The 18,830-nt window shown below is 42.2% G+C and carries 13 protein-coding genes and 2 pseudogenes; 2 read left to right on the top strand and 13 right to left on the bottom strand.

Annotated features, from left to right (window positions below; genetic code table 11):
* Positions 1-75: 75 nt before the first annotated feature.
* From guaA to ABDB98_RS03220, 13 genes and pseudogenes are all read right to left on the bottom strand, one after another.
* A complete protein-coding gene (gene guaA / locus ABDB98_RS03280) occupies positions 76-1,617 on the bottom strand; it encodes a glutamine-hydrolyzing GMP synthase (RefSeq protein ID WP_007408887.1) in 1,542 nt (513 codons plus the stop codon).
* Positions 1,618-1,780: 163 nt separating this feature from the next.
* Entirely contained in the window at positions 1,781-3,988 is a 2,208-nt protein-coding gene (locus tag ABDB98_RS03275; protein WP_438421355.1) for a DUF4129 domain-containing transglutaminase family protein, read from the bottom strand.
* 18 nt (positions 3,989-4,006) lie between these two features.
* On the bottom strand, positions 4,007-5,191 hold the full coding sequence (locus ABDB98_RS03270) for a DUF58 domain-containing protein (RefSeq protein WP_438421354.1): 1,185 nt from the start codon (positions 5,189-5,191) through the stop codon (positions 4,007-4,009).
* On the bottom strand, positions 5,191-6,153 hold the full coding sequence (locus ABDB98_RS03265) for an AAA family ATPase (RefSeq protein WP_438421353.1): 963 nt from the start codon (positions 6,151-6,153) through the stop codon (positions 5,191-5,193). The genes ABDB98_RS03270 and ABDB98_RS03265 overlap by 1 nt, the downstream gene beginning before the upstream one ends.
* Positions 6,154-6,291: 138 nt before the next feature.
* Positions 6,292-6,632: pseudogene (locus ABDB98_RS03260) on the bottom strand (cation transporter dimerization domain-containing protein); the annotation flags it as partial.
* 19 nt (positions 6,633-6,651) lie between these two features.
* Positions 6,652-8,136 carry an ABC transporter substrate-binding protein gene (locus tag ABDB98_RS03255; protein WP_438422106.1) on the bottom strand — a complete coding sequence of 495 codons (1,485 nt, stop codon included), beginning with the start codon at positions 8,134-8,136 and terminating at the stop codon, positions 6,652-6,654.
* Positions 8,129-8,848, bottom strand: a complete 720-nt coding sequence (locus tag ABDB98_RS03250) for an aspartate/glutamate racemase family protein (protein ID WP_060963411.1) — start codon at positions 8,846-8,848, stop codon at positions 8,129-8,131. The genes ABDB98_RS03255 and ABDB98_RS03250 overlap by 8 nt, the downstream gene beginning before the upstream one ends.
* Before the next feature lie 132 nt (positions 8,849-8,980).
* Positions 8,981-10,006 carry a TauD/TfdA family dioxygenase gene (locus ABDB98_RS03245; RefSeq protein ID WP_438421352.1) on the bottom strand — a complete coding sequence of 342 codons (1,026 nt, stop codon included), beginning with the start codon at positions 10,004-10,006 and terminating at the stop codon, positions 8,981-8,983.
* 63 nt (positions 10,007-10,069) lie between these two features.
* Positions 10,070-11,314, bottom strand: a complete 1,245-nt coding sequence (locus ABDB98_RS03240; RefSeq protein ID WP_438421351.1) for an ATP-grasp domain-containing protein — start codon at positions 11,312-11,314, stop codon at positions 10,070-10,072.
* Between the two features lie 25 nt (positions 11,315-11,339).
* Positions 11,340-12,587: an MFS transporter gene (locus tag ABDB98_RS03235; protein ID WP_438421350.1), complete on the bottom strand. Its 1,248-nt coding sequence runs from the start codon at positions 12,585-12,587 to the stop codon at positions 11,340-11,342.
* Complete coding sequence (locus tag ABDB98_RS03230) at positions 12,574-13,836, bottom strand: ATP-grasp domain-containing protein (RefSeq protein ID WP_438421349.1); 1,263 nt, start codon at positions 13,834-13,836, stop codon at positions 12,574-12,576. The genes ABDB98_RS03235 and ABDB98_RS03230 overlap by 14 nt, the downstream gene beginning before the upstream one ends.
* An 84-nt stretch (positions 13,837-13,920) precedes the next feature.
* A complete protein-coding gene (locus ABDB98_RS03225) occupies positions 13,921-14,964 on the bottom strand; it encodes an amino acid--tRNA ligase-related protein (RefSeq protein WP_438421348.1) in 1,044 nt (347 codons plus the stop codon).
* A gap of 280 nt (positions 14,965-15,244) precedes the next feature.
* Positions 15,245-15,555: pseudogene (locus tag ABDB98_RS03220) on the bottom strand (transporter); the annotation flags it as partial.
* 212 nt (positions 15,556-15,767) lie between these two features.
* On the opposite strand from ABDB98_RS03220, the gene gabP reads away from it, so the two are divergent.
* Positions 15,768-17,153: a GABA permease gene (gabP, locus tag ABDB98_RS03215; RefSeq protein ID WP_060963417.1), complete on the top strand. Its 1,386-nt coding sequence runs from the start codon at positions 15,768-15,770 to the stop codon at positions 17,151-17,153.
* Between the two features lie 108 nt (positions 17,154-17,261).
* A complete protein-coding gene (gene cotA / locus ABDB98_RS03210) occupies positions 17,262-18,800 on the top strand; it encodes an outer spore coat copper-dependent laccase CotA (RefSeq protein WP_438421347.1) in 1,539 nt (512 codons plus the stop codon).
* Positions 18,801-18,830: the final 30 nt, after the last annotated feature.

Genomic DNA, 18,830 nt, shown 5'->3' with positions numbered 1-18,830 from the left:
GAATCGGGCCAAAACGGTTTCAAAAAGATGAAAAAAAAACGCCTCTTTTTAAAAAGAGGCGTTTTTTATCTTGATTTATTCCCACTCAATCGTTGCAGGCGGCTTGCTCGTAATGTCATAAACGACGCGGTTGATGTGTTTCACTTCGTTGACGATCCGTGTTGAAATCACTTCAAGCACATCCCAAGGGATACGCGCCCAGTCAGATGTCATACCGTCGATTGATGTTACGGCACGGATACCGATTGTGTAATCATACGTTCTCGCATCTCCCATGACGCCGACGCTGCGGATGTCAGGAAGAACCGTGAAGTATTGCCAGATGTCGCGCTCTAGGCCGTGGTTCGCCACTTCTTCACGCAGAATCGCGTCTGATTCCCGAACGATTTCAAGTTTTTCTTCCGTTACTTCGCCAAGTACGCGGATGCCAAGGCCAGGGCCAGGGAACGGCTGACGCCATACGATATCATCCGGAAGACCGAGCTCTGTGCCAAGCGCGCGCACTTCATCTTTGAAAAGGGTGTTCAGCGGCTCGATCAGTTCAAACTGCATGTCTTCAGGAAGTCCGCCGACATTGTGGTGAGATTTGATCGTTTGCGCCGTTGCAGTACCGCTCTCGATAATATCCGTGTAAAGCGTTCCTTGCGCAAGGTAATCGATGCCTTTAAGCTTGTCCGCTTCATCATCAAACACGTAAATGAATTCGTTGCCGATGATTTTGCGTTTTTGCTCAGGATCAGAAACACCTTTCAGCTTGTTTAAGAATCTGTCTTTCGCATCAACTTTAATGACATTCATATTAAAGCCTTCGCTGAACGTTTTCATGACGCCTTCCGCTTCGCCTTTACGAAGCAGGCCGTGATCGACGAAAATACAAGTCAGCTGGTCGCCGATCGCTTTATGAATCAAAGCAGCCACAACAGAGGAATCTACACCGCCGCTTAGCGCGCAAAGAACCTGCTTGTCTCCGACTGTTTCGCGGATTTTTTGCATTTCGATTTCGATAAAGTTTTCCATTGACCATTTGCCTTCACAATCGCAAACGCCGAATACAAAGTTTTTCAGAAGATCATTGCCATATTCAGAGTGGCGCACTTCCGGGTGGAACTGAACACCGTACCAATTCTTGTCCGCTTTGCTCATCGCTGAATTCGGGCAGTGATGGCTTGTTGCGTCAACAGTGAAGCCTTCAGGAACTTCTACAACCAAATCGCCGTGGCTCATCCACACAACCTGTTCTTCCGGAAGATCTTTGAACAAATCAGGAGTTCCTTGAATCTGAATGTTCGCTTTTCCGTATTCGCGCTGGCTTGCCGCCTCGACTTTCCCTCCGAGATAATGAGTCATCAGCTGCATGCCGTAGCAGATGCCTAATACAGGAATATCGAGTTCAAAGATTTTTTCGTCACAGCGGAAAGATCCTTCATCATATACACTGTTCGGTCCGCCTGAAAGGATAATTCCTTTTGGATTCATTTCTTTGATTTCCTCAGCTGTCAACGTATGGGGATGCAGCTCGCTATATACGCCAAATTCACGGATCCGGCGGGTAATCAGCTGGTTATACTGACTGCCGAAATCAAGAACAAGAATCATTTCATTCACTAACTTCGTCATGGTTGTCACCTAATCTCCTCTAAGTTTTTGACACAGAAAAAACGGAGGACAAACGTTCAGCCCTCTGTCGCGCAAGACTTGTCCGGAAGCCCGGCTTTTTAACGCTCCCGGGCTCCCATTTAACATTCATTTATTCTAACAACAGGACGATATACGGTCAAGACTATCTTGTTTTAATTATATTTTCCCACAACTGTCCCGATTCATTCCAAAGCTCCGCGGCATTATCCCTGCGGTATAAGGCCCGCTCATAGCGCAGCGTCAGCTCGGACATGTCGTTTGTACCGTATGCCTCGTCAATCCTCGCGGCAAAATCGCGCAGCGTTTCTCCGTCTCCTCTGCTGAATCCTTTTCGTTTCAGCTGGCGGAGCAGCGCGGCATATGCGTCGAAAAAGACGTCTTCATCCGTACGTCGCTTCAGTCTGGCTGCTGCAGCGTACGGAATCCAGCGCGCGCGGAGCAGCCAGGCGAGCGCCGCCGCGGCTGAAATCACGATGATGACGGCTGCATACGGCCACAGCTGTGCCGCGGTATTGTTGCGGATCACAGGATGCGGTGCCGCACTGTTCTCCCGCTTTTTCGGTACTTCTTCTTTTTCAGGCTTTGTTTCCTGACGCTGCTTGTCAGACGGTGTATCCGAATTCCCCGCTGAGCTTCCGCTGTCTTTTCCAGCTGTTTGATTTTGCTCTGACGTAAACTCCGTCGGATTGGTGAAGCCTTTCGTCGGCTCAAACGTCACCCAGCCCTGATCGGGAAAATACACTTCAACCCACGAATGGGCGTTGTTGTTTGTGACTTCATAAATGTGGCCGTTATGGTCGCCTGCGCCTTTATACTCGCCGGATGTATAACCCTTCACCCAACGGGCGGGAATTCCCGCAGATCGGAGCAGCACGGCCATAGCCGATGAAAAGTTATCACAATATCCTCTTTTCGTTTCAAACAGAAATTGATCGACATAATCCTGATTGTGCTCCGGAATGGCGACATCCTGCGTATCATACGAAAATGCGGAAGATCCCAGATAGTCCTCGACGGCCTTCGCTTTATCAAACATATTATGATGATTCCGCGTCAGCCTGTCCGCAAGCTGTCTCACTCTTTCCGGAACGCTGTCCGGAAGCTGTAAATACCGATCATTGAATTGGTTCTGCTCACGGTATCGTTTCACTTTCACTTTTCTGAGATCATTCAGCTTAAAGACGGGCGCGTGAAAAGTCACCGTGTACCGTCCCATATTGCGGATGTTGCCCACTTGTTCACTGATCGGCGTGATTTGCTCGGTGTTTCCGTTCATTTCAAGCTGAATCGAGTGCTTCGGTTTAATATTGGAGAGGCCGATCGGATACATGACGTGATTATAAAGATAATTTTCATCAATGGACACCTGCGCCGTATAGCGTCTCGTCTGCACACTCCGATCAAACCATATGTCTTCCACATTGCCGCCGTTCAGTTTATAGGACATGCCCTGGTCGGTCTCCACCCAGCCTTTTCCCGTATATGTATCTTTCGTTTCCACCCGGAAGTACGACCGCTCTTTTCCCTTCCATGTAAAAACCGGCGTATCGTCCTGCTGAAAAGGGCCGCCCAATGTTTCATCATGATTGCCGTAGCCGATTTTGCTTTCAGCGGCGGGCACTTCTTTGTGATTTGTTATTTTTTTCAGAAACGGCACGGGGTCCGGCCAATTCGGATCTGATTTCGGAGCCGCCAGACCGAACACGACGGAAGCGCAGATAAACAGCGCCAGCGGCAGAAACCATTTGATAATCAATCTTTTTTTAAATGCTATGTGTTCTGTCAGGCGGATGCGCTCCATATACAAAAGCCCCATCATCAAAAAGCCGATAAAGACAATCCGGATGACAGCGTATGCGGCATCATAAGGAGTAAATGTATCAAGTACGGTAATATACGCCACCGTCATGATAAAAAAGAATAAGATTTTCCGCTGATAGATCACCCAATAATGCAGCAAATACACAAGCAGCCATAAAAGCACAAAAAACAGCAATGTGCGGAATGACGGGTTCATATCATTCCATCTTCCGGTTCCGATGTGCCGGACATTCAGCATCACGTCCCGCAAAAAAGAAGCAAGCCATTCCGGCTGAAAAACCGACCCTTTATAAAACAGCATGTGAATACTGATCAACGTAAACAGAATGCAGGACGGCACGGTGACGTACCACCTCATCCGGAAGAATGACAGCAGAAATGCCAAACCGATAAAGACGATGAAAAAACCGGTATGCTTTGTATCCGTAAAATTGTGCAGCGGCCTGAGCCATTCCCACAACAATAAAAAAGCGAGAAAATAAAACAGCAGCAGACTCAGCCTGCTTCCCTGGTTCTCGTCATGCGGCATGGCGCGCCACCTCTCTTTCTAAACAACATGGGACACCCGTTTGTCCCTGATCATTTGCACCTTGATATTCTTTTGAGCGAAGATGAGAGCGAGATTCCGTTCTTTTTCAGAAAGCACGGCATTCGTTTCTTTCGCCAAAAACACCGTCATGTCAGCGCGGACGGACTCAGCCTGTTTGAGGAGATCTTCTGTAAGACTGCCCGTCACGACGGCAATAAAAGCCTTGCGGACGCGCGGATCCGCCAGCTCTTTTCCTAAACGCCCGCCTGCACCAGCTTCTTCCGATTCAGAAGCTGATGCCAGGTAACGCAGCACATTTCTGAAATGCTCTTCTCCCTCCCGGACGGGAAAAACAGTCCGGTCGCTCCCTAATGAAATAAATCCTGCGGGAGAGCCCTTCACAAGCGCGGTGTAAAGCAGAGATGCTGAGGCTGACACCGCGGCTTCAAATGAAGGAGACGGATTGCAGTCCAAAACGAAAATCATATCCGTGCTCTGCAGCGGGTCAAATTCCTTCGTCATCAGTTCATTGCGGCGCGCGGACGTTTTCCAGTCGAGAGCGGAAAACCGGTCGCCCGGCTGATAATTTCTGACGCCCGCGGCTATTGCGGAGCGGTGAACCTGAAACGGCGTGCCGGCACCCGCACCCTCTTCGCCTGATGCAGCCTGCTGCTTATCATGAACAGACCCGTACGCCGGGAATACTAAGACCGTGTCCGTTACGGAAAATGAAGCCGTCTTGTCCAAGAGCCCGAGAACATCTCCCGTCCGCACTCTTATCGTATGGAAATGATGCTCCCCGCGTGGCGCCTGCGGCAGCTCATATTGTAACGTCAGCTTCTTTTGAAACCACGGAAATATGAGCTGTTTTGCACTGCGCCTCTCGCCGAGCGTTTCCGGCATCACGTCTTCAATGACCATATATGTCAGCGGAAACGGCAGGCGTCTCGTCAGCCTGATGGTGACAGACAGTCTGTCACCAGAGGTTAACCGGGCGGAAGAAATCTCACGCGCCGCCTGAAACGCCCGCAGCGGATACACGGCGACCAGCCCGGCGTAAACGGTAAACGGCAAAAACGCATAAAATAAAAACCAGCTCACAAATCCGCCCTGGAACATGGCATAAGAAAAGACCGCCGCCATCAGTACGGCCAAAATAAGCAGCTTCCAGCCGTATAACAGCCAATGTACTTTCTTTCTCATTAGCGGACCGACATCCTTTGAACGGGAACTTTTTCCGTTTGCATGATGTCTGCGATAACCGCTTCCGGCGTGACATCATTAAATTTCGCATCGGCAGTCAAGATCATTCTGTGCGGCAGCGTATACGGAGCCAAATACTGGACGTCATCAGGAATAACATAATCGCGGTCATGAAGCAGCGCGTACGCCTGCGCGGCTTTCATTAATGAGATCGAACCGCGCGGACTTACGCCCAAATGGACGGAAGGATGCCGGCGGGTATGCTGAGTGATGCCGACGATATACGCTTTAATTCCATCATCTACCCGCACCTGCTCCAGTTTTTGCTGGAGGGTGATGAACTGTTCTTTAGAAATGACGGGCTCGAGTGTTTCGAGCGGATTGCGCCCTTCCTGCAAAGACAGAACCCGAAGCTCCTCCTCGGCAGTCGGATAGCCCATGCGCAGCTTAAATAAAAACCGGTCAAGCTGCGCTTCAGGAAGCGGATACGTTCCTTCATATTCAACCGGGTTTTGTGTCGCCATGACGAAAAACGGCTCAGCCAGCCGCATTGTCTTTCCGTCAATCGTGACATTACCCTCTTCCATCGCCTCAAGCAAAGAAGACTGCGTTTTCGGCGAGGTTCTGTTAATTTCATCGGCCAGCACGATGTTCCCCATAATTGGTCCGGGGCGGTATTCAAATTCCATCGTTTTCGTATTATAAATAGAGACACCCGTCACATCTGACGGCAGAAGATCCGGCGTGAATTGAATCCTCTTAAAGTCAGCACCGATCAGCTTGGCCAAAGCGCGGACCATCATCGTTTTTCCGACTCCCGGCACGTCTTCCAGCAGCACATGCCCTTTTGCGAGAATGGCGGCCAGGCTGAGTATGGCGATGTCCCGTTTTCCTATGATGATGTTTTCAATATGCTCAACGGCTTTCTCCAGCAGCGGATGCAGCTCTTCTTTATAAGCCATTCTTCTCCCCCTAGTCATCTCTCAAATTTCAATTATTGTAACCTAACTTTACCACAAAATATAATCAGTATAAAAAAACGTTTCAGCGAATTGTGTCCAGTCCGAAAAAGCAAAAAAGCTCCCTTTAAAAAGGAAGCTTTATTTCAGCTGGAGAGGCTCCATATGAACATGTGAATGGCCGATGGCGTGTTCCTCTTTCATCCTGCGTTCTGCCTCATTTGCGAAATCATGGCTCTCTTTAATATTCAGATCAGACGGCACTTCAATGACGAGATCAATATGAACGGAGCTGCCAAGATATCTCGCTTTAATATCTTTTAAACGGCTGACGCCGAGATTTTTCGATCGTCTGTTTATAAGCTGAAATGTCCGTTACATCGAAGCCACTGTCAAAGAGTAGGACGATTCTTTTCAAAATAAGGAGACCGATCACACGCCGTGACTGTATCAATCCAAGCAAGGCAGATTTGCAACTCAATGGTTAAGTTCACCTTAGGATTACATCGTTTCCAATGTTAATGGTTTTATGTATTCATATGCAGGCTGATAAAATTGATCAAAAAAACTTTTTCCATCCATTTTGGATTTACGAAATAGATAAGATTCATAGGTTAAAGCTATCGGAAACACTAAGCTGTTTTCTATAACTAACTCTTCTACTTTTCTATACATTTTATTTCTCTTATTCATATTAATTTCTTTTTTCGCATCTTTGAGGAGACCTCTAATATTCATAAGAGTTCCAGTATTCGCACGATAGATTTCTTTATCACTGCTGAAAAATAAAGATAAATCTTCCGGATCATTATAGTTAAAACTTGAGGAACTGACTAATATATGCTGCTGAGTATCTAAAAGGCTTTCATGTAAGGAAGAAAGTTCTGTTTTAACTACGTCGAATCCTTTTGCACTCAATAAATGATATAGCTTGTTCTGCATTTTACGCAAATGAGAGTGTTCACTATAATTATTGTAAACAATGATACTTAATTGAGGGATATACCCCCATTTCAAAAGATAATTTTCCTTAGCAGCTTGAAAATTAAAATTTATTAATTCTTCCTCATGATTAGGCACATCCAATATAGTTTCAGGTAAGAAACTATGAGCAGGCGAATATATTGACCTCTCTGTTTTCGGTATGCTGGATAATATATCTTCTTTGTTTAATGCTAAGTTAATTAAACTTCTTAATTCCTTCCACATCTTATCTTTATCATGTAAAACAAAATATTCTATAGCTATTGTGACGCTTATAGGGCTTTTCAAAATGTCAAACTCGTTTTCTGTTTGATTTTCCACTTCGGCTAATAAATCAACTTGACTTACGTCTGTATATACCACAAACTGTAATTTGTCAAAAGAATCGATTCTTTCCTCAAAGTAATCCTCATTCTTTTTTAAAGTCAAAACCTTAGAGTCTTCACTTAGGCTTTCATAGCAGTAAGCTCCAACTCCTATGGGGTTGTCTTTCCACACCCAGAGATCATTTTCTAAAAACTCTTCTCGCGGAACAATACTTAAGGCACTTCGAGTGAAGTATTTTAGAAAAAGCAAATTTAGATGTTTCAATTTTATTTTTAGTCTGTAATCATCAATAACCTTTATGCCGGAACACATATTCGGAACATATTTATTTGTCTGACTTACCTCTTCGTAACCTTCTATATCGGATAGTAATTCTGAAAAGGTAGATCTTGCCCCCTTCATCATTCCTCTGCATAAAGAAAACTCAATATCTCGAGCTAAAGCTTTTCTGTCATTGTGAAAGTAAATATCTTTTCTAAGTACAAGGAGGTATTCATTATCACAATCATTAATTTCCCATTGTTCAATAATGTTAGGCAATAAATGCCCTTCTTTGGACATCTTAAATAATGGAGGAAAAAGAGCTCTGCATATTTCATAATCACATGAATAAATATTAAAAGGAGAGATATTTTTAGAAATAGCCGAAACCCCAACTTTCAAGGTACTATTCATTCTTCCCACTCTCCAAGCCCTCTTTTATATATCTTTCTACTAGTCTTCTCGCTAATATCTGAGAAGAATCATATATCTTGAGTTTAGTATGATTCGTACAAAAAAATAAATCAGTACAAGCACAAACTACTTCATTTATCCCTTCTGTTAAAAGAATATCTTCTATCGTTTTCCATTCATCCGTTACTTTTGAACAAACTCCTAATGTTTTAGTTTTTAAAATTAATTCATCAACTCTTTTTTGATACTCATCGTTCCAAAATACATTTTTACCTTTTAACTTTAGTTTTTCTTGATATAAATTGCTTTCCACAGTCCCTCTTGTAGCAAGTAAGCCGACTTCATTTCCTTCATTTTCTAATTCATTTACTGTTTCATCAATTATATTTAATATGGGTATACTTGTCATTTGGCACAATTCTTTATAATATGAATGAACCACGTTACAAGGTATTGCTATAATCGAACAATTAGAATTGTTTAGTGAGTCAATTCCGACTTTTAATGCCTTTAACATCTCGCTGTCATCAATCGCTTTTTTAGGATGAAAAGGTGTTGGCAGCGAATATATTATCATATGGGGAAAATCATTATCGAACTTTGCTCCATATAAATTTTCACAGCAGTCCAGAACAGATTCTAAAAATGGACCTGTTGATCTTGGTCCCATCCCTGCAAGAATTCCAATTTTATAAACCTCACTATTATTCATTCTGGTTCTCTCCTTGTTAATATCTTAGAGGTTAACAATTTAAATAAACCATACACTTAGTTAAACAATAAAATTTATTCTAAGTGTATGATTTAAGAATTTTATATTAAGCTAACTGCATAAAACGATAATTTACTTTAATTTGAGTTCATATTTTAGAGGTATGCATACATGACTGCCAGGGCTTCTGCTAAAACTAGATCGGCCTAGATCATTCACTGTAAACATTCTTTGAAGCCAACGATCATTCCCATCGTATTGTGGGGTAAAGGATGAGCGAGCGTGCGCTGCTAATCTGTTGTCGATAATAATAAGGTCCCCAGGACAGAGAGGTACTTTTATAGAAACCTTACTTAATGCTTCTTTTAATAATTCCAATGCCCATTTTGCTTCTTCAGTTATTCCTTCCATTAAGGAACAATGAATGACCATTTCTGGTGCTTGAATACTGCCTGAAAGCACGGGTATGATCTTTGATAAGTCATCCGAATTAAATGAAGCAGGCGGGCTTAATTTATACAGAGGCTCTCTTAATGTTAATACTACTGAACTTGGCAGTAATTCTAAAGCATTAACTATAGAAGCAGTTTCTGTTTGTGCTTCGTTTTTATGGTCTGATCGTAAGCAATATAAAGCAAGGTGATCAGGTCTGTATGGATGTATAGCGTCTTCAGTATGATAAGTAAAAAAGACTTTCGATCCAGAGTTTTCCAAACCGCTTTCTTTCCCCTTAATCGGACAAATATCATGAATGAGTTGTCCATTTTTTTCATCAGCATACCCAATCGGCTCACCCATATACAGCATGAATAGCATGAGACATAATTCACTAACAAAGGAGATCTTATCCAAAGAGGGATTGCCATCATCAGGAGTCTGAGGTAAACTATCGTCTGTAGGCAAGTTTCTAAATAAAATCGTTCCTTCTCTGTTAGAATTTCGCTTAAAATTAATTAGAGCACTCTTTACTCTGTCTGGAAGATTATGCGAAACAAATTGTAATCTATTTAGGGCAGAATTATTAATAACATTTGGATTGAAATTAATTTCCTTAATTAAGTTCTCAATCAGTTCTTTTTCAGCCTGTGATATTTCTAAAACTACACCTTCACTCATACCTAGAGACAAACTTTTTTCTTCGGTAAGCAAGGTTGACAATTTAATCTTCCCCTTCCAAAACTCAAGTTAATGAATCTTATAAAATTATTTTTTATTGTAATATTACTGTTTTACAAAGCTTTTATATTCATACTGATGTTCTTTTATAGCATTCATGACATCTTTATAAACTTGATTTGTTTCCCCTTTAAAGATGTATCTGGCCGGAATCTTCAAATATCCGCCGCTTCCATCCAGTACTTCTCCTTTACTCCGTAAATACTCTTCTACTAAAGTTGACAATTTCCCTTTAAATGAAGTGTTTTTTTCCATTAAACAAGGCAGTTCTGCTGGAAAAGGAATTAAGAGATAGCCTGAAGATACTCCTTCATCCAGCCGCACATCCGAAACTTCTTCCCCTAATTCAACTTTTAACTGATCAGTTACAGCATCTCTGCCAATCAATAGACTTACACATCTTGGGATATCTGCTCCTCCCATACGGGCTCCAATTTCCATAAAAATAGGTTCGAGCTTGTCACTTTTCTCATCTGCAATTATTTCAAGATGGAACATAGTATTGTTTATTCCCAAGGCATTAACGGTCTTTTGGGTAAAGTCGATGAGCCCCTCATATAACATAGTCTCATTCTTATCTACAGAAACCGATCCCAATGGACTTTGTTGAAAGAATTTTATTGGCGGATTGATATACCGAAACGGAATACAAAATTTTAATTGATTATCCTTTACTAATCCATCAACGTGAAATACTGTTCCCTCACAATATTCCTCGCATTCCAAGTCCTTAAATTCTATGTGTGGCAATATTTCGTCATACTCCTCTTGATTATGAAGAATATGAACTCCTTTACTAGCAGCCATTCTCCTAGGCTTTATGACAATAGGAAAGCCTGCTTGGTTAATAAATTGTTCTAACTCCTCTACACTATCACATTTACTAAATTTAGGAGTTCTTAAGCCAGATTGGCTGACAATCTCTTTCATCCTTACCTTATCTCTGGCATTTAGAGCCTGTTCAAAAGATAGACCCTCTAATCCCTTTTCATCTCTTAATTTCCCTGAATTCAATATATCCCATTCACTCAGAGCTATTAACCGATCTATACTTCCACCTTTTTTTTCAATCGTTTCAAATGCTGTACGAATGTTATCCAAAGAGTTAATATCCTCAACAAGCTCTATGATAGAATTTTCTAAAATATTTTGAGTTAAACCCTTATTACCTTCAGCGTCAACAATATAACTTACTTTATATTCGTTATGATTCATTATCTTTTCATAATCAGGTTTTTCAGAATCCCACCCTACTGACCAGCGATTAATAATACATATGTGTTTAGTCATAATACTTGTCCCCTTTATCTTCATATTATAATTCTAAAACATCTTTCTGGGCAGCATGACGTTTATTATAAAAATAATAAGTAAATATTGTGGAGTTGACTATAATCCAAAAAATCGAAACTCCTAATATTACTTCTTGAGGTCCTGTAATTTTAGTAAAGGTAGAAGTTATTAATCCAGCAAGGGGCAGGCTTAGACGATTAAAGAAAACAATAGTTCCCATACTCTTACCTAAATGATGTTTCGGTATTAACTTAACTCGTTCTGTTCTTAGAAATACATTAAAAATCCCTATTCCACAAACCAAAAGGGCGTAGCCGATAACATAAATGTAAAATTGATTGGCTATTCCCAAAATGACGCCAGATAATGTTAACAACACAATAGATGCTATGCCTATATTATTAATACTCTTACTTTTTTTCAAAAACACAGGAATTAACAAAACCACTATAGATCCCGTGATCCCGCCAAACATCGCCAATAATGAATACTCTCTAGAGGTTGCACCAAGAACCCCTTGGGCTACAGCTGGATTTAAAGCCATTACAGTCCCCATCACAAGATTAATAAGCATTGTTGCCAGTACCAACAGCCGAAGAAAGAAATTTTTAGCTATAAACTTAAACCCATCCCCAATTGTTACTAGAACTCGTTTAATGGACTTCGTTTCCCTAACAACCAGATTTTTAGCCTTATTGGGAAGACCCAGTACTCCGAAACCTGTCATTGCAAATGCAATACCAGTAATAATAAGAAAATCCATCTCTTTTATAAATAGAACCAATATACTTGCCAAAGCTGGTCCCATCACTTGGGAACTAAGCTCCAATCCTTGGATTAACGATTGGATGCGGGGAATATCGTTATTATCAAAGTTCCTCCCGATAGTTGTTTCTAATGTGACAAAGTTTAATGAGTTTAAAATAGCGAACAAAGATGCTGCAACTGAAAGTATAATAAATGTTTGGCTTGGCATATAGATTAATAATAAGAAACCTGATATGGAAACTAATGCTCGCAGGCTATCGCCAATAATATAAAGTTTCTTTTCTTTATAAGTATCTACAAGCACTCCTATAAAGGGGAGTAATAATACTGCCGGCAGCCACTCTATAAGGAATGCTAATCCTGATTTGGACGCTTCTCCGGTGTATTGAAAAATTAATAAAGGGATAGCAAATAGCAGAAGTTGTTCGGATACTGTTGATACAAATCTGCACCCAAGGAACAAAATCAATTTAGATGTATAGATACTATTAGACTTTTTCAAGATAGTCTAAAGGCTCCTTTAATTCCATATTATAGTACACAGGTTTTATCCATCCGTTATGTAGAGTTTTTACTCTTATAGAATCTACATCTTTAATTACGTCTTCCTTTAGTCCAGAAAGCATTCCCAGCCAACTCCAATTACTGCTTCCCATAGCGGAAACGATGTCCCCTAAATTTTGGGCCTGTGTATGCTTAGATTTCATATTTTCCGCATACTTAATTTCAAGTACTCTATCTTGATTAGGAATTCCGTAAGCTATCCCTAAGCTCTCCTTACATTCTCCTCCCCAAAAGGCCGTTGGAATGATCTCTTTTTCATTTAGGACTAACTCCATTGATTGTCGGTAAATACTATGTGGTTCAATTCCGTATGAACAAGCTATAATCTCAGTAATATTTGCTCCGCCAGGCCTTCCAAAGTTACAATCTATTAATTTAACTTGATTTTCTGAAACAATAAATTCAGTATGAAAAAATCCTCTGCTATACCCGCTTCTCTCCACTAGAGTTTGAACAATCTTGCACAATTCTTTCTGAGCTATAGAATGATAAGGGAATATGAATACCGATTCTGCATTTTCCGTCTTCCTTCTGCCAGTTACTCCGATTGGAATTACTTTACTCTCTAAAACGTATCCCTCTAAGCTTACAAGCTCTCCGTCTATTATTTCTTGAACGACATATTCGTCAGGGTGCAGATGCTTAGGTAAGGTTTTATCAAATAATTTTTCTATATTCTCAATATCATTTTCATCCTCTAATACACTTATACCTTTAGCACCAGCTGCAAAGGATGGTTTTAGTATCAATCCATTCTGTGAAGCAGATAACATTTTTTTTATCTCTGAATAAGGAATCGCCCCTGTAGTGAAAGAAAGTGATAGCGGCGTAAATTCTGGGATAATGTCATTGACATACGCCTTATCCTTAAGTAATTCAATTTTTGGATCAATTCCCTTTATATCTAAAGCGCCGCATAATTTAGTGCAAATTTCTAATTTACTATCTAAAAAAGAGATAACTCCTGCAATGTCCTCTTTTGGAAAAGTTCTTATAATCTCATACAGCTCTTCAAAAGAATTAGTATTACAATTAATAAACTTATAAGATGTAAGTTGAGAGAGTGCATCTCCTTCCTGACTATTTAAGTTTGTCAAGAACAGAACATTCAGATTCATTTCCTTTGCCGCTTTTACAATATACTCTGGCCCAATAACAGAAGAATCAATAACAAATAAGGTTTTCACGTTTTCTAATTCTCCCTTCTATACGACTCAAAAGAAAGAAAAGGGTTAGAATTTAATTCCTTACCCTCTCCCTATTAGAAGTTATTATTTTTGATTAGGACGTGTAATCGTCGTGTTTGGACCTGCATCATGATATTGAATGAAATCTAAAATACTTTCTGCGCCAGAGATAAACTTTAACAATCTCTCCAGTCCAATTCCAAATCCAGCTGTTTGTACTTGTGATTTATCTTTCCATTGCGCATATTCCGGATGATAAGAATTGCCGAGCGTTTTTGATTGGTTAATAATCTCCTCTCCGCTAGTTGGACGGATACCCCCGGTAGTTAGTTCACCGTAGCCAAAAGGCAACATTAAATCGTAAGTTTGAAAAACACCTTTTGGACTTTCGTGATAAATTGAATCTCTAACTCCTGCTGGATAGTTATAAATCCAAAAAGGTGTGTCGAATTGGTTAGAAAGAAGTGCGTCTTCTTCAGAAGTAAGATCCCCTTCTGAATCTTTAGATCGTCCTACTCTTTCTAAGGCTTCTTCAAATGTTATTCTAGGATATGAGCCTTTTACCAAGCTCTCTGTGTTGCGTTTTGCTAAAGGAGTTAACGTCAAATTATCATTATTATCAATTAGAGATAAAATCTTATTGCCTGCTTCATAGAGAATCTTCTCCCCTAAATCGAAAACATCTTCCATTCTCTCAGTTCTCCATTCAATTTCAAATTGAAAGAAGGAATAAATATGTTTTGCAGATAGCTCTTCCCCTTCCATCAATAATCGAAGGCATGGGGCAAGGCAATAAACCTTAGGTAAATATTCCGTTGCCATCTGTTTTTCTACAACATGACTGACACTCATATAGTAATACTGTTCACCTGCCACCTCAACTTTTGAATTAAAGGAGGAGTCATGATCCCCATTTTCTCTAATGTCAGGTAAAGTTTTATCCCCTAGTACGATTACTGAATGCTTGGCACCTGGCTCATATCTTCTAGAAAAGGGAGTCGGAACAATTTCGTCAAACTTAAATAAATCCATTGAATTTCTCAGCGACTTTAAAAGAGTTGAAGTCCACGCATAAGTTTCATTATAAGCGAGTTTTCTAGTATCTAAATTTTCAATTTCAACCTTCATTTGTTACACCTTCCTATTCTGAATATTAGTAAATAAACATAATTAACCTTTAAATTTAATTACAAAAATAAGAATAAATTGTATATTTGTAATTAAATACATTTACAGAAAACAGATTATTATAACAAAATGATTCTGTCAATTAAAAATATATTAAATAGTCCAAATTATCTGTTCTCTCCTGTAATTCCGATAACGTACTGATACTGACGAATGCCTCGAAATTTATTATCACCAGCTGCCTAATATTGTCTGGCAGACTACAAACATAGGGCTGCATGCCCGCTGTCGTCCAAGCTTTTGGCATCTCTTGTCTAGCAGAAAAAATAGATTCCAACGGCACTAGCAGTCCGACAACCATCACAATAAAAGATTCAATAAGCGATGCGATCGTTTCCGCCCGAAAGTGGCCGTGAATGGATGCGACTATCACAGCCACCGAAACAATAATGTCAGTTATTATTAAACCTCTGCAGTAAGTGCTTCTGAGTGAAAAACATAACCGATGATCTTTGCAGATAGAACAGGATAAGCAGCAATAGTGACCATTGTCCCGGATTCTCCCTTTTTCAGTTCATCATTTCTCTTCATATTAAAAAACTCCTCTCTGCTCGCATTTTCCTATTATTGAGATACATCACTGAACCACAGTAGGTCTATAGAAACACCTTGCGTCATTTTCTGCGTACGGATGAGAAAAGAAGTCACATTTTCTCACATCATTAACAAATGTCTCATGCATTTATGATAGAATAACATTTGTCGGAATATTCAGCATAAAACAACCCAAAAGGAGGCAAAGAATGAATCAGCCTAATTCTTTATCGAAGGGATTAAAAACCCGGCATATGACCATGATTTCAATTGCCGGCGTGATCGGCGCCGGATTATTTGTCGGAAGCGGATCCGTCATTCATTCCACCGGACCCGGAGCGATTGTCTCCTACGCATTAGCAGGACTATTAGTGATTTTTATTATGAGGATGCTGGGGGAAATGTCCTCCGTTAACCCGACAAGCGGTTCGTTTTCACAGTACGCACATGACGCCATCGGGCCGTGGGCCGGTTATACCATCGGATGGCTGTATTGGTTTTTCTGGGTCATCGTCATTGCCATTGAAGCCATTGCAGGCGCCGGAATCATACAGTACTGGTTCCCCGGGATTCCGTTATGGCTGACGAGTCTGCTTCTGACCGTACTATTAACACTGACGAATATTTATTCAGTTAAATCGTTCGGCGAATTTGAATACTGGCTTTCCTTAGTGAAGGTAGCGACGATCGTTGTCTTCTTAATAGCGGGATTTGCTTTCATTTTCGGAATCGTCCCCGGCAGCAAACCGGTCGGGCTGGAAAATCTGACAGGCAACGGCGGATTTCTCCCTAATGGCCCAAGTTCCGTTCTGCTCGGAATCGTCGTCGTCATTTTCTCTTTCATGGGATCTGAAATCGTCGCAATCGCAGCGGGAGAAACGTCAAACCCGGTCGAATCCGTCACAAAGGCGACCCGCTCAGTCGTCTGGAGGATCATTATTTTTTACGTCGGTTCCATTACGGTTGTGGTCACGCTGCTTCCGTGGGATTCAGCCAATATTTTGGAAAGCCCCTTCGTTGCCGTTTTGGGACATATCGGGGTTCCCGCAGCCGCTCAGATCATGAATTTCATTGTCCTGACAGCCGTTCTGTCCTGCCTGAACTCCGGGCTTTATACGACGTCACGGATGCTGTATTCACTGGCGGCGCGAAATGAAGCGCCGCGGCGTTTTATGAAACTGAGTAAAAGAGGCGTACCGGTCCAAGCCATTATCGCCGGCACCTTTTTCTCCTATATTGCCGTTGTCATGAACTACTTTTCTCCTGACTCCGTATTCTTATTTCTGGTCAATGCATCAGGGGCGATCGCACTGCTCGTCTATCTCGTCATCGCCGTCTCACATCTGAGAATGAGAAAGAAAATCGAACGGACAAACCCTGAATCTCTTAAAATCAAAATGTGGTGCTACCCATACTTAACCTACCTGACGATCATTGCTATTTGCGCCATCTTGTTATCTATGCTGTTTATCAGCTCAATGCGGTCTGAATTTCTGCTGACAGGATTTATTACACTGCTGGTGCTCGCCTCCTATGTATTCCGCAAAAAACAAAAACCGAAAGAGAGCGCTTCCGCAAACCGGGTTGCGCAATAACCGAAACACCCGTCCTCAAAAAAGGGCGGGTGTTTTTTTAACCAACTTGTTCCAGGCGGCATTATCTATAGTACAGGAATTCAATAAATGATAAGGACAGGATAAATAATGGCACTTGAAAAATTTGCAGATGAACTGCCGATTATCGAAACACTGGAGCCGCAGAAGAAATCAGACGGCAGCACGTATTACGAAGTCACAATGAAGGAATGCTTTCACAAGCTGCACCGCGATCTCCCGCCGACCCGGCTGTGGGGGTATAACGGTTTGTTTCCGGGTCCGACGATCGACGTTAACCAAGGTGAAAGCATTTATGTTAAATGGATGAATGACTTGCCGGATAAGCACTTTCTGCCCGTAGACCATACCATTCACCATTCAGAAAGCGGCCATCAGGAACCCGATGTCAGAACCGTCGTCCATTTACACGGAGGAGAAACGCCGCCTGACAGCGACGGCTATCCGGAAGCCTGGTTCACACGGGATTTTAAGGAAACGGGGCCTTATTTTGAAAAAGAGGTATACCATTATCCAAACAAACAGCGCGGGGCGCTATTATGGTATCACGACCATGCCATGGCGGCCACGAGGCTCAATGTGTACGCCGGACTTGCCGGGATGTATATCATCCGTGAGCGAAAAGAAAAGCAGCTGAAGCTTCCCGCCGGAGAGTACGACGTACCGCTTATGATTTTGGACCGCACGTTAAATGACGACGGTTCCTTGTCTTATCCGAGCGGGCCGGATAATCCTTCCGAAACGCTGCCTACCCCTTCAATCGTCCCGTTTCTTTGCGGAAATACCATTCTCGTCAACGGAAAAGCATGGCCGTATATGGAAGTCGAACCGCGGACATACCGTTTCCGCATTCTTAACGCCTCAAATATGAGAACATTTACTCTCTCGCTCAATAACGGCGGCCGGTTTATCCAAATCGGTTCTGACGGCGGACTGCTCCCCCGCTCTGTCAGAACACAGACCATCAGCTTAGCCCCGGCAGAGCGGTATGATGTGCTGATTGATTTCTCCGCTTTTGACGGAGAACATATCATTCTGACGAACGGCACCGGCTGCGGGGGCGACGTCAACCCGGATACCGACGCCAATGTCATGCAGTTCCGCGTCACAAAACCGCTAAAGGGAGAGGACACAAGCCGGAAGCCTAAATATCTTTCAGCCATGCCTGATGTGACCTCAAAACGAATACACAATATCAGGACGCTTAAACTCACAAATACGCAGGACAAATACGGCCGGCCGGTTTTGACGCTTAATAACAAGCGCTGGCATGATCCTGTGACAGAAGCGCCGAAGCTCGGCACAACGGAAATCTGGTCGATTATCAATCCGATGGGGGGAACCCATCCGATACACCTGCACCTTGTTTCCTTCCAAGTCCTTGACCGGCGTCCTTTTGACTTAGAGCGTTATAACAAATTCGGCGACATTGTGTATACGGGCCCCGCCGTCCCGCCTCCTCCAAGTGAGAAAGGCTGGAAAGATACCGTGCAGGCGCACTCCGGAGAAGTCATCAGAATCGCGGCGACATTCGCTCCTTACAGCGGACGCTACGTATGGCACTGTCATATTTTAGAGCATGAAGATTACGACATGATGAGACCGATGGACATCATGGATAAGCAGTAAACAAGAATCACCCCTTTTTTCCGGAAGGGG

It is taken from the genome of Bacillus siamensis, from assembly GCF_051628075.1.
GTDB classification, from domain to species: Bacteria; Bacillota; Bacilli; order Bacillales; family Bacillaceae; genus Bacillus; species Bacillus siamensis.
This window is presented reverse-complemented; position numbering and strand designations above follow the sequence as displayed.